We start from the raw sequence: 10,588 nt of genomic DNA on the forward strand, positions 1-10,588 counted from the left end.
CACTGCGTTGGCTGCGGCCACACGGCGCACGCCGACACGGTGGGAGCCACCAACGTTCTACGGGCAGGGCTTGTCCGTCGCAACGCCCGCCAGGGCTAGCGAGAAGCCCCCGGCTTCAGCCGGGGGAGGAGTCACGAGCGTTCCTCCTCCGTGGTGTGCCGTGTATGCGCGTCCGATTATCACCAACGCCCCTGACACCCACGGCCGTTACCCCCTCCTCCCCGCCCCGGACGGGGGGAGGGGAGGGGCGTGCGGTGATCGTCCGCATGCCGAGCCACCTCACCGTCCTCGGAACCTGCGGAGCCTGGCCCGAGGCCCACCGCGCCGCCAGCGGCCTCCTCCTCGACCACGACGGCCACCGCCTCGCCCTCGCCCTCGCCCTCGACCTCGACCTCGGCTGCGGCACCCACCCGCGCCTGGCCGCCCTCGGGGCCGAGCCGGACGCCGTCGTCATCACCCACGAACACCCCGACCGCTGCGCCGACCTCAGCGCCCTCGCCCGCGCCCGCCACTTCGCCCCCCGCCGCGGCCGGCGCCTGCCCCTGGCCTGCCCGCCCGGCGTCCTCACCCGCGTCCAGGCCATGGAACCCACCGAGGACCTCCACCCCCTGCCGGCCGCCGGCACCCTGCAGGCAGGCCCGCTGCGCCTGGACACCGCCCCGCTGCCCCACCACGTCCCCCACGCGGGCGTGCGCCTCACCGCCCCGGCCTCACCCTCGCCTGCAGCGGCGACGCGGGCCCCTGCCCGGCCCTGGACCAACTCGCCGCCGTCGCCGACCTGTTCATCGCCTGCGCCACCCGCGCCGCGGCCCGCCGCCTCCTGCCGACCCACTTCCGGCCCGGCGCCGACCGCACCCGCCCCGCCGCCGAGGCCCGGGCCGCCTTCCCCGGCGGTGAAGCCCTCGCCGCCGAGGAAGGCATGGTGCCGGCGCTGTGACGCGGCCGCGCTAGGCCGGGCGGTCGAACTCCCCGCCGCGCACGGCCGTCACGAAGGCCTGCCAGGCCGAGGACCGGAAGCGCAGCACCGGCCCGTGCGGGTCCTTGGAGTCCCGCACGGGCATGACCCCGGTGAGCCCGTCGGCGACCTCCACGCAGCCGTTGGAATCGCCGCTGTGAGTGCTCTTGCGCCAGGTGGTCGTACGGTCGTTGTCCATCGCGATAACCCCTCCTGATAGAACACGGTCAACTGGCCACCACGGTACGGGCGCGGCACCCGGCGGCGACACCCGGCCCCGGCCGTGACTGTCAGGGACCCGTCAAGGGCTGGTCCGGGACGGCGGATGATCCGTTGCATATGCCGGGCAGGGGAGCGGGGGCCGGCCGTGGGGGCCCGCCGGGCGCACCGGTGGCCCCTTGACGGTGCGCCCGGCTCGGGAGGCCGCCCGGTGGCCAGGGCCCGCGGCAGGGCCTCCAGCGTGCGGGCGTCGAGGCGGGCGTGGAGGCGGGCGTCGAGGCGGGCGGCCGGGGCGAAGAACGCCGCGTCCGCCCGCTCCACCGCCGCGACGGCTGCGCGGGTCACCTCCGCGCCCCGGCCGGTGACCCGCAGGCGCCGGATCCGGGCGTCGCGCGGGTCGGGCTCCCGCTCCAGCAGCCCCTTGGCCTCCAGGCGGCGTACCACCTGCGAGAGCGTCCGCGCGTCGGCGCCCGCCCGGCGGGCCGGCACCCGCTGGCCGGGCACCTCGCCGCGCCCGCCGGGGTGCCACGCGCAGGCCGGCAGCACGAACTGGCCGTGCGTCAGGCCGTACGGCGCCGGCGCCGCCTCCACCGCCCGCCGCCGGCGCAGCGCCGCCTGCCACAGCCGGAAGCCCGCGCCGTGCCAGGGCCGTCGGCACGTCCGGTGGCACGGGCTTCCGTCCGGGGGGCTCACGCGGGGGCTCACAAGGCGGAGCCGCCCGCGTGGGTGAACAGGGCCTCCATCGCCTCGGGGAAGTCCTCGGTGATGGCCGGGCCCAGCTGCGGGCCCATCTCGCCGGCGGCCGGCCCGTCGATCTCCAGGCGGTGCACCATCGTGGTGCCGCCGTCGCCGCGCGGGCTGAGCCGGTGGCTGAAGCGCAGCACCACGCCGGCGAACGCGGTCTCGTCCGCGTAGTGGGCGTTCTCCTCGATCGCGGTGATCACCGAGGTGATCGGGTCCTGGCCGGAGGGCGTCATCGACACCTTCGCGCCGACCTCGAACGGGCCGAGCAGCGTGACCGACTCCATGGACGTATCCCACTGCGGCCAGTTGTCGAGGTCCTTCAGTACCGCCCAGACCGCCTCGGGCGCCGCCGTCGTCTCACCGGTGTACTCGTGGCTCCACATGTCGTGCTCTCCCCATCGCTCGAAATGTTCTACGCAGAGATTATCTCCGCGACGACTATCGTGCAAGGGGTCCCCGCCGCCCGCCCGCCGCCCCTCCTCGGTCTCACAGCGCCATCAGCCCCGCCGCCGTCGGCCGGAACCCGCAGCGCTCGTAGAAGGCCCCCAGGTGCGGTTCGAAATCCACGTGCAGCCACTGCGCCCCGCGCGCCCGCGCCTCGGCCGCCGCCGCCCGCACCAGCCGAACCCCCAGGCCCCGCCGGCGCTCCTGCGGATGCACCGTGGTGTCCAGGACGAACGCGTGCAGCGCGCCGTCCCCGGCCACGTTCACGAACCCGACCAGCCGCCCGTCCCGGTGCGCCGTGACCCAGGCGAGGCTGCGGGCCAGCACGGGCGCGAAGGACGTGGGCCGGTGGCCGGGCCAGGAGGCGGCGAACAGCTCGTTCAGCGAGGCGTCGCTCAGGTCGGGGCGGACGGACAGTGTGATCGTTTCCATGCCGGACAGCATCGCAGCGCCGCCGGTCGGGGGAGGGGCCGGCCTCGAACGGCGCGGCCGTGCACGGCGGTTGGCCGAGGCCGGGGCCGTGGTGCACGGCGGTTGACTGGGGCTGGGGCCGGTGCCGTAGTGCTACGGGGCGGGGAAGATCCGCCCGAGGTGGTAGCCCAGCACCGCCGTCGCGTCCTCGGCCGTCCGCTGCCCCAGCAGCACGCTCAGCCCCAGCCCCGCCGACACCGCCAGCAGCACGACCGCCTCCCGGCGCGCGTCCAGCCCCGCCGCCGCCTGGCCGGCCCGCTGCGCGGCGGTCAGCTGGGCGGCCAGGAACGCCTCCATCTCGTTGGGCGCGGCCAGGAACGCCTGCCCGCCCAGCGCCGGATCGGTGACGGACAGCACCGCGTACTCGGTGTACACGAGGTGGAAGGTCCGGCTCTCCTCGTCCGTCGGCACCGCCTCCAGCAGCACCGCCTCCACGACGTCCCGCGGCGCCGGCGCCGCCGATCCCGAACCCGCCGCCCCCGTCCCCGTCCCCGCCGCCACCCGCGCGGCGACCCGCTCGCTCACCCGCTCGCCCATGCGCGCCGCCAGGCGGTGCATCGCGGCCAGCAGCAGCTGCTCCTTGGTGTCGAAGTAGTACTGCACCAGCCGCACCGACACGCCCGCCTCGACGGCGACGGACCGCATGGTGACGGCGTGCAGCCCGCCGGCCGCCGCCGAGCGCAGCAGCGCGTCGACGATGTGGGCGCGCCGCTCCTCGTGATCCACCAGCTTCGGCATCCGGCTCCCTCCGATTTGTTTTATGGTACAAACATACCATCAAGTGCTGCGGCAACGCCCCGAGCAGCGCCGCGCTGCCCGTCAGGAGGGGACCCCATGACCAGGACGGCCGTCGGACACTTCGTCAGCGACGAAGCCCGCACCCGATTCCTCGACGCCTACGACCGCGCCATGCACCTGTGGCCCGCCCCCCGCCGGGAACTCGACGTCGAGACCTCCTACGGCACCGTCCACGTCCACCACCACGGCCCCGGCCCCGGCCCGCAGGACGACCACGGGGGCCCCGAGGACGGCCGCGAGCCGGTCGTCCTGCTCCACGGCCACGCCGGACACCCCTCCAACTGGCACCCGCAGATCGCCGCCCTCGGCGCCCACCACCCCGTCTACGCCCTCGACACCCTCGACGACCCCGGCCGCAGCGTCCAGCACACCGCCGCCCCCGGCTCCCGCGAGAACGCCGCCTGGCTCGGCGAGGTCCTCGCAGGCCTCGGACTCCACCGCGTCCACCTCGTCGGCGTCTCCTACGGCGGCTGGCTCGCCCTCAACCAGGCCATCCACGCCCCCGAACGCCTCGCCACCGTCACCGCCCTCGACCCCGGCGGCATCGAGAAGGTCCCCGCCCGCTTCTACGCCCATATGGCCGCCGGCCTCTTCGGCATGCTCGCCCCCCGCCGCCTGCGCCCCGCCCTCGGCCGCCTCCTGGCCAACCCCGCCCTCGCCGCACCCCCCGAGATGATCGCCCCCCTCATGCTCGGCATGCGCACCTACAAACCCGCCGCCCGCCCCGCCGCCCGCCCCTTCACCGACGACGAACTGCGCTCCCTCACCCTGCCCGCCCTCGTCCTCATCGGCCGCCGCAGCGCCCTGCTGCGCCCGCGCCGCGTCCACGAGCGCGTCACCGCCCTGATCCCGGGCGTGCGGGCCGAGATCGTCGACAAGGCCGGCCACGGCCTCAACCTGGAACGCCCGGAACTCGTCAACGAACGCCTCCTGGACTTCATCGCCGCAACGCCGCCGGCCGCTTCTTAAAGCTCTACTCGCCGGTTCCCGTACACCAGCGCGGCGAGGAGAACGCCAGGTACGTCCTCCGCGACCGCAAGCCGCGCACCCGGCACCCCGACGGAACCTGCGACGAGGCGGAACCGACGTCCGGCCAGGTGGTCGCGGAGCTGCGCGGGCGCTTCCGCCTGCGGCGGCGCCCCGGGCGGCGGACCCGGGGCGCGCGCTCGTGCGTGATCGCCCCCTACGCCTCACCCTCCCCGAACCCGTCGGCCTCCTGCGGCTGTTCCGGCTGCGCCGGCTGCTGGGCCACGTTCCCGGCCGCGTCCTCGGCCACGTCACCGGCAGGGGCGACGCGGGGGCTCACACGCCCTGGATCCACCATCTCTTCCTCCTCCATCTGCGCCGCGCCCCTCACGGCGCGGCACGCCTCCTCGGCCGGCATCCCGAACAGCAGGAACTCGGCCCGCCGGCCCCGCTGCCCGACGAACCGGCTCGCGCGCCCCGTCTCCCGGAACCCCGCCCGCCGCAGCATCCGCGCCGACGCGGTGTTGCGCACGTCGCACTCGGCCGCCACCCGCCGCACGCCCCGCGCCCGCAGGTGCGCGGCGACGGCGCCCATCGCCTCGCCGGCGTAGCCGCGGCGCTGGTACTCGGGCGCCACCGTGATCCCCAGCAGCGCCCACAGGCCGCCGCCGCGGGCCGCCACCGTGCCCACCGCCAGGTCGCCGATCAGCCCCGGGTGCTCCCGCAGCTCGATCGCCCACTGGAAGAACCCGGGGCCCTCCGGCGACTCCGCCCGGTAGCCCGCCACGATCGCCGCCGCCTGCGCCGGGTCGATCGGCGAGCGCCAGCTCTGGAAGCGGGCCACCTCGGGGTCGCTGCGGTAGCGCGCCAGCGCGGGCGCGTCGTCGAGGCGAAAGCGCCTCAGCCGCAGCCGGTCGGTCAGGATCACGGCACCTCCCCGTTCCGGTGGACGCCCGGCCGCTCCGGCCGACACCCGCAGTCCACCAGCCGCCCGTCAACGAGGAGTCAATGCCCGGTCGACGGGCCCCGGTCGCGGGTGCACGGCCCGGGCAGCCGCACCCGGCGCGAGTACACCGGCACGGCACCGGCGGCCGCAGCGGGCTGCGCGAAGCACTCGAGGAGCAAGTCACCGCGCACGTCGTCGAGTTCGCCGGGCGCCTGCGCCAGCAGCGCATCCGCCCACCCGTCGAGGGACGCCTCCCTCAGCGCGGCGTCCGGAACCCGGGCGAACTCCCCGGGACCCACCGCCACCCACCCGGGCCCGCCGTCCGCCCGGAACCGCAGCCGCCACCAGTACGCCTGCCAGTACGCCCGCCTCACCGGGACCCGTCCGCCTCCTGCGCCAGCACGCCCTGGCCCAGGACGCCCTGCGCCAGCGGCGCGAACACCAGGCCCCAGGTGCCCGGCAGATGACGTATCGCCGCCGTCAGGTGGAAACGCACCACCGCCCACTCGTCGGGCCGCGCCTGCGCGCCGAACTCCCGCACCGCCTCCAGGCAGTCGTCGACGAGCTCCGCCAACTCGTCGTCGTCCCCGTCGTCGTCCCCGCCGGCGAACCCGAGCCCGTCCAGCGCCTCCTGCACCTCCGGCGGCGCCGCCCCGAACCAGTCGTCCCACCCGGTCACCGCGCCCAGCAGGTACAGCAGGTAGCCCCCGGCCTCCGGCAGAGCGCCGCCCAACCGCGCCGAGACGACGTCCCGCTGGGCGTCGTCGCAGTCCAGCTCCGTGTGCCCGGCCGCAGCGGCCACCAGGCCCGCCCAGTGGGCCTCGTCGTGCCGGCCGCTGGTCTGGCGCATGTGCGCGCTCGCGAAGGCGGCCATCGCCCCGGCGTCGTCGAACAGCGGGGAGAGCACCAGGTCGCTGCGGTAGTCGAAGCCGAAGTAGTAGCGGCGCCCGTCCAGCGTGAGCGACTCGATGCCGCCCACGTGACCGACCCGGCCGTCCAGGGGAGCACACTGCGCGAGGAGTTCCTCTTCCATGGCGGGGACCATAGCGCCCGCCGCCGACACCGCTTCTAGACTGGCCAGATGACGGGGAACGAGGGCTTCGGCGGCACGGCGGGACGGCTTGCGGAGCACGCGCACGACCTCCACGCCGCCGACCGCTTCGCGATCGCCGGCACGCCCGTACCCGATGACCTCGCCCCGGCGGACCCCGCCGCCGGCACCTGGGTGCCCCACCTTGCCCAGCACGCCCTCGCCCTGCCCCCGGCCGGGCGGAGCGAACTGCGCCGCCACCTCGCCGCGCTCCCGCAGCAGGAGCCGGTGCGCCCGCTGCCCGAACCGCGCGCCTACGAGCAGTACCCGCCCGGCCCCGGCGCCGTCCTCATGTGCCTGGCCCGCAACCGCAACCTCAACTGGCTCAACCTGGCCAAGACCCTGTACGTCGTCACCGGCCGCTGCTGGTCCGCCGTCACCTACGGCGGCGTCGGGCGCGGCACCGTGGCGCTCACCCCCGACCTGCTGGCCGACTTCGCCGCCGTGATCGACATCCCCGCCGACCGCCTGGCGGCGCTCACCGGCCTCGAACCGCCCGCCCCCGCGCCGCGCACGGCCACCGCCGGCATCGCCGAACTCCTGTGGGACGCCCGCCGCCTCACCGCAACCCAGCTGCGCCGGGCCACCGACCACGCGCGCGCCCTGCACCGCCCGTAGCCGCCGCAGCCACCGCAGCCGCCGGGGGCGTCAGGGCTGCGCCGCCCAGTGCTCCTGGGCCTGTGCCCGCACCGCCGCCAGCGCGCGCTCCCGGTCCACCGGCGGCGGCGCGAACCGCCCGCCGCAGGCCCGGACGTGCTCCTCGAAGCGGTCGCGCCAGAACTCCACCGTCCAGCCCGGCCACCGCCCCGCCATCTCGTACGCCTGCGCGCACGCACCCAGCGTCCACCACCCGACCCGGCGCCGCGCCGGATCGACGTGGATCCCGGCCTCGGCCCGCACCCGGCACACCCCGAGGTCCCGGCCCCGCGCCACCCGCTCCAGCAGCGCCGGGCCCTCCCGCACGGGATGGTCGCCGCCGCCCGCCACCAGGTGGCAGCGCTGCGAACCGACCGTCACCACCGCCACCATCGGCTCCGGCCCGGCCAATTCCGCATCGTCCGCGTCGTCCGCGTCGACCAGGAAACCCGGCGACACCCGCCGCTCCCGGTCCCGGACGGCCTCCGGGTCCAGCCCCAGGTACGTCCGCAGGTCCGCCGGACCGTCGAAGGCCCACCGCACCTCCCACCCCGCCCACGCCTCGCGCAGCAGCTCAAGGGCCGCCGCCCGGTGGAGCATCGTGGTGCTCGGCCCCTCCCACGCGAACACCAGCAGCACCCGCCGCCGGTGGTCGACGAGCGCCGCGCCCTGGCACAGCACGTCGTCCGGCCACCAGTCACCGGGCTGGAGGCCGGGCAGCAGCGTGAGCGCCCGCCCGGGCCCGGCGAGCAGTGCGAGGTCGAGCCCCACCGCCCCGAACCGGGACAGGTAGAGCTCGTGCTCGCCGCTCTCACGGACGACGACGATGGTGCAACGGTCGGCCATCCGCCCAGCCTGGCGCGACGGAGTGGCGCGGCGCCACCGGATTCGCGGTCGCGAGGAGCGGGAAACCGGCCCGCCCGACCGCCTGCTCCGGCGGGTGCACACCCCGATCCGCCAGGACGTGCGGCAGGGTGAGGGAGCGTCCGCACGACACCCGCACCGGAGGACACCGCCGTGCTCTCGACCGACTTCGCCCTCGGCGCACCGAACTGGGTCGACCTCGGCACCCCCGACGTCGAGGCCGCCGCCGCCTTCTACCGCGCCGTGTTCGGCTGGGAGTTCGAGCCGGCCGGACCGCAGGCCGGCGGGTACGGATTCTTCGTCCTCGACGGCAGGACCGTCGCCGCCGCCGGCCCGCCGACCGAGGAAGGCGCCACCTCCGCCTGGACGCTCTACTTCGGCACATCCGACGCCGACGCCGCCGCCAAGGCCGTCGAAACCGCCGCAGGCACCGTCCGCGTCCCCCCGACGGACGTCTTCGACGCCGGGCGCCTGGCCCACTTCACCGACCCCACCGGCGCGGACTTCGCCGTCTGGCAGCCGCGCGCCACCCGGGGCCTGGACACCGTCGCCGCACCCGGCGCCCTGTGCTGGACCGAGCTGTACACCACCGACGCCACCGCCGCCCGTGACTTCTACCGCACCGTGTTCGCCTGGACCTTCCGGGACGTGCCCATGGGCCCCGGCCTGTCCTACGCGACGTTCTCCCCGGTGGGCGACGGACCGCACGGAGAGCAGGGCGGCATCTTCCAGCTGCTGCAGGACAACCTCGACGCCGGCTCGGCCTCCGAGTGGCATCCCTACTTCGCCGTCACCGACTGCGACACCGCCTTCGCCACCGCCACCGGACACGGCGCCACCACCCTCATCCCGCCGATGGACGCCCCGGGCGTGGGCCGCCTGGCCATGCTCACCGACCCAGCCGGCGCCGTCTTCGCCCTGCTCACCCCCGCGCCGGGGCCGACGGCCTGAGCCCGGGCCCGCCCGCCCCCGCGGCGTTCTCCCGCACCTGCTGCGCCTGTTCGAAGAGGGCGTCGGTGCAGTCGGCCAGTACGCCGCCCAGGAGCAGTTCGGGGGCGTAGAAGGTGTCCGCCCGGGCCGTCACCTCGCGGACGGACAGGTCGATCTGGGGGATGCCGGAGCTGCGGATGGCGTCGACGGAGCTCGCCCAGACGATGCGGCGCAGCCCGGCCCAGATCATCGCGCCGGTGCACATCGGGCAGGGCTCGCCGGTGGTGTAGAGGGTGGCGGCGGCCCAGCCGTCGTTGCCGTGCCGGGCGACGTAGTCGGCGATGGCGGCGGTCTCGCCGTGCAGGAGCGGGCTGGAGGCCTTGGCGTTGACGCCGCGCGCCAGGACCTCGCCGGTGTCGGTGGCGACGATGACCGCGCCGAAGGGGTACGCGGGGTTGGTGCGGGCGAGGTCGACGGCCAGCCACATGAACCGCTCGTGCTCGCCGTCGCCGTCGCCGTCGCCGGGCACGGCGCGCGGCGGAGGGCCGGCCGCCGGGAGCGCGGTGCCGGCCAGCGCCTGCAGGATCCGGCGTCGGGCGACGTCCATACGGCCCCTCCTCGTTGGCGGCGTCCCACGCTAGCGGGAACCGGAGCGGGGCGTGGGAAGTCGGCCGATTCGACGTCCCACGCCGTGTGGCCGATGCCTTCAACTTCCGTGGCGGCGAAGTGCGGTGAGGGTGTGTCCGGCGATCGCCTCGGGGGTGTCGGTGGCGTCGACCGTGACGAGGAGGCCCTGGGCGGCGTAGTGCCGGGTGAGGGGCTGCGCCCTCTCCTCGTGCTGGGCGAAGCGGGCGCGGACCTTCGTCTCCTCGTCGTCGTCGCGCTGGTAGAGCTCGCTGCCGCAGGCGGGGCAGATGCCGTCGCCGGGCGGGGGGTTGTCCGGCGGCTCGTACGTGTGGGACGGGTCGGTGCGGCACAGGCGGCGGTCGGCGCTCAGGCGGATGTGGCGTTCCAGTTCGTCCTCGGGCAGGCGCAGGTGCACGACGGCGTCGAGGGACGTGCCGCGCCGGTGGAGCAGTTCGTCCAGGGCCCGTGCCTGGGTGGTGTTGAGCGGGTGGTTGGTGAGGATGAAGCCTGCGGGGGAGGCCTGGCGCAGGTGGTCCGCGACGATCGCGCTGCTGATCTCGTCCGGGATCCGCTCGCCGGAGTTCATGAACTCGTGGGCCCGGCGGCCCAGTTCGGTGCGCTCGCGGAGGTGGGCGCGGATGAGGTCGCCGAAGCCGATGCGGGGCACCGCGAGGGCGCCGGCCAGTGATGCGCCCGGGGATTCCCGCGGCCACGCCGGTGGTTCCAGGAGGACGATTCGCATCGGTCGATCTTGTCAGGCTGCCGCCGTGGAGCGGGAGGGCGGAGTGGGGGGGGGGGGGGGGCGCCAACACCCCCCGGAGGGGGGGGGGGGGGACCGGGTGGGGGGCCGGCAGCGGGGCGGGGGCGCGCAAGAGGGGGCGGCACACCGGGCCCCGCG

13 protein-coding genes and 2 pseudogenes are annotated in these 10,588 nt (G+C 75.9%); 4 read left to right on the forward strand and 11 right to left on the reverse strand.

What is annotated here, in order from left to right:
• Positions 1-266: 266 nt before the first annotated feature.
• Positions 267-629 (forward strand): annotated as a pseudogene (locus ACFV4F_RS13725) (MBL fold metallo-hydrolase); the annotation flags it as partial.
• A 318-nt stretch (positions 630-947) separates the two neighbouring features.
• On the opposite strand, the gene ACFV4F_RS13730 reads toward ACFV4F_RS13725, so the two are convergent.
• The 5 genes and pseudogenes from ACFV4F_RS13730 to ACFV4F_RS13750 all read right to left on the reverse strand — a co-directional run bounded on the left by ACFV4F_RS13730 (position 948) and on the right by ACFV4F_RS13750 (position 3,571).
• The gene (locus ACFV4F_RS13730) at positions 948-1,154 is read right to left on the reverse strand and encodes a DUF397 domain-containing protein (protein ID WP_380502444.1); all 207 of its coding nucleotides are present in this window, start codon (positions 1,152-1,154) and stop codon (positions 948-950) included.
• Between the two features lie 410 nt (positions 1,155-1,564).
• Positions 1,565-1,879, reverse strand: a pseudogene (locus ACFV4F_RS13735) (MarR family winged helix-turn-helix transcriptional regulator); the annotation flags it as partial.
• Complete coding sequence (locus ACFV4F_RS13740) at positions 1,876-2,301, reverse strand: SRPBCC family protein (protein ID WP_380502236.1); 426 nt, start codon at positions 2,299-2,301, stop codon at positions 1,876-1,878. The gene ACFV4F_RS13740 and the pseudogene ACFV4F_RS13735, both read right to left, overlap by 4 nt.
• Positions 2,302-2,404: 103 nt before the next feature.
• Positions 2,405-2,794 carry a GNAT family N-acetyltransferase gene (locus tag ACFV4F_RS13745; protein ID WP_380441162.1) on the reverse strand — a complete coding sequence of 130 codons (390 nt, stop codon included), beginning with the start codon at positions 2,792-2,794 and terminating at the stop codon, positions 2,405-2,407.
• 132 nt (positions 2,795-2,926) lie between these two features.
• Positions 2,927-3,571, reverse strand: a complete 645-nt coding sequence (locus tag ACFV4F_RS13750; RefSeq protein ID WP_380502238.1) for a TetR/AcrR family transcriptional regulator — start codon at positions 3,569-3,571, stop codon at positions 2,927-2,929.
• A 96-nt stretch (positions 3,572-3,667) separates the two neighbouring features.
• On the opposite strand from ACFV4F_RS13750, the gene ACFV4F_RS13755 reads away from it, so the two are divergent.
• Positions 3,668-4,600: an alpha/beta fold hydrolase gene (locus ACFV4F_RS13755; protein ID WP_380502240.1), complete on the forward strand. Its 933-nt coding sequence runs from the start codon at positions 3,668-3,670 to the stop codon at positions 4,598-4,600.
• A gap of 214 nt (positions 4,601-4,814) precedes the next feature.
• Here ACFV4F_RS13755 and ACFV4F_RS13760 read toward each other — a convergent pair whose 3' ends face one another.
• The 3 genes from ACFV4F_RS13760 to ACFV4F_RS13770 form a co-directional block, all read right to left on the reverse strand.
• Positions 4,815-5,525 carry a GNAT family N-acetyltransferase gene (locus ACFV4F_RS13760; RefSeq protein WP_380502242.1) on the reverse strand — a complete coding sequence of 237 codons (711 nt, stop codon included), beginning with the start codon at positions 5,523-5,525 and terminating at the stop codon, positions 4,815-4,817.
• A gap of 77 nt (positions 5,526-5,602) precedes the next feature.
• Entirely contained in the window at positions 5,603-5,917 is a 315-nt protein-coding gene (locus tag ACFV4F_RS13765) for a hypothetical protein (RefSeq protein ID WP_380502244.1), read from the reverse strand.
• Positions 5,914-6,576 carry a hypothetical protein gene (locus ACFV4F_RS13770; protein ID WP_380502246.1) on the reverse strand — a complete coding sequence of 221 codons (663 nt, stop codon included), beginning with the start codon at positions 6,574-6,576 and terminating at the stop codon, positions 5,914-5,916. The genes ACFV4F_RS13765 and ACFV4F_RS13770 overlap by 4 nt, the downstream gene beginning before the upstream one ends.
• A gap of 48 nt (positions 6,577-6,624) precedes the next feature.
• On the opposite strand from ACFV4F_RS13770, the gene ACFV4F_RS13775 reads away from it, so the two are divergent.
• Positions 6,625-7,251, forward strand: coding sequence for a hypothetical protein (locus ACFV4F_RS13775; RefSeq protein WP_380502248.1), 627 nt, complete (start codon positions 6,625-6,627; stop codon positions 7,249-7,251).
• A 30-nt stretch (positions 7,252-7,281) separates the two neighbouring features.
• Here the strand turns inward: ACFV4F_RS13775 and ACFV4F_RS13780 are convergent, their stop codons facing one another.
• Entirely contained in the window at positions 7,282-8,115 is an 834-nt protein-coding gene (locus tag ACFV4F_RS13780) for a hypothetical protein (protein ID WP_380502250.1), read from the reverse strand.
• Between the two features lie 171 nt (positions 8,116-8,286).
• Between ACFV4F_RS13780 and ACFV4F_RS13785 the strand changes: the two genes are divergently transcribed.
• Positions 8,287-9,084 (forward strand): VOC family protein, encoded by a 798-nt coding sequence (locus tag ACFV4F_RS13785; RefSeq protein WP_380502252.1) that lies wholly within the window; start codon positions 8,287-8,289, stop codon positions 9,082-9,084.
• On the opposite strand, the gene ACFV4F_RS13790 is transcribed toward ACFV4F_RS13785, so the two are convergent.
• Both ACFV4F_RS13790 and ACFV4F_RS13795 read right to left on the reverse strand, forming a co-directional pair.
• Positions 9,056-9,670: a nucleoside deaminase gene (locus tag ACFV4F_RS13790; RefSeq protein ID WP_380502254.1), complete on the reverse strand. Its 615-nt coding sequence runs from the start codon at positions 9,668-9,670 to the stop codon at positions 9,056-9,058. The two genes, ACFV4F_RS13785 and ACFV4F_RS13790, sit on opposite strands and share 29 nt — an antisense overlap.
• 99 nt (positions 9,671-9,769) lie before the next feature.
• Complete coding sequence (locus ACFV4F_RS13795; protein WP_380502256.1) at positions 9,770-10,432, reverse strand: adenylate kinase family protein; 663 nt, start codon at positions 10,430-10,432, stop codon at positions 9,770-9,772.
• Positions 10,433-10,588 lie beyond the last annotated feature (156 nt).

Source organism: Kitasatospora sp. NPDC059722, from assembly GCF_042733235.1.
Taxonomy (GTDB): domain Bacteria; phylum Actinomycetota; class Actinomycetes; order Streptomycetales; family Streptomycetaceae; genus Kitasatospora.

Bases quoted from the DNA above. Each gene is read 5' to 3' on its own strand.
- ACFV4F_RS13730 (WP_380502444.1), bottom strand. From the start codon at position 1,154: ATGGACAACGACCGTACGACCACCTGGCGCAAGAGCACTCACAGCGGC.
- ACFV4F_RS13740 (WP_380502236.1), bottom strand. From the start codon at position 2,301: ATGTGGAGCCACGAGTACACCGGTGAGACGACGGCGGCGCCCGAGGCG.
- ACFV4F_RS13745 (WP_380441162.1), bottom strand. From the start codon at position 2,794: ATGGAAACGATCACACTGTCCGTCCGCCCCGACCTGAGCGACGCCTCG.
- ACFV4F_RS13750 (WP_380502238.1), bottom strand. From the start codon at position 3,571: ATGCCGAAGCTGGTGGATCACGAGGAGCGGCGCGCCCACATCGTCGAC.
- ACFV4F_RS13755 (WP_380502240.1), top strand. From the start codon at position 3,668: ATGACCAGGACGGCCGTCGGACACTTCGTCAGCGACGAAGCCCGCACC.
- ACFV4F_RS13770 (WP_380502246.1), bottom strand. From the start codon at position 6,576: ATGGAAGAGGAACTCCTCGCGCAGTGTGCTCCCCTGGACGGCCGGGTC.
- ACFV4F_RS13775 (WP_380502248.1), top strand. From the start codon at position 6,625: ATGACGGGGAACGAGGGCTTCGGCGGCACGGCGGGACGGCTTGCGGAG.
- ACFV4F_RS13780 (WP_380502250.1), bottom strand. From the start codon at position 8,115: ATGGCCGACCGTTGCACCATCGTCGTCGTCCGTGAGAGCGGCGAGCAC.
- ACFV4F_RS13790 (WP_380502254.1), bottom strand. From the start codon at position 9,670: ATGGACGTCGCCCGACGCCGGATCCTGCAGGCGCTGGCCGGCACCGCG.
- ACFV4F_RS13795 (WP_380502256.1), bottom strand. From the start codon at position 10,432: ATGCGAATCGTCCTCCTGGAACCACCGGCGTGGCCGCGGGAATCCCCG.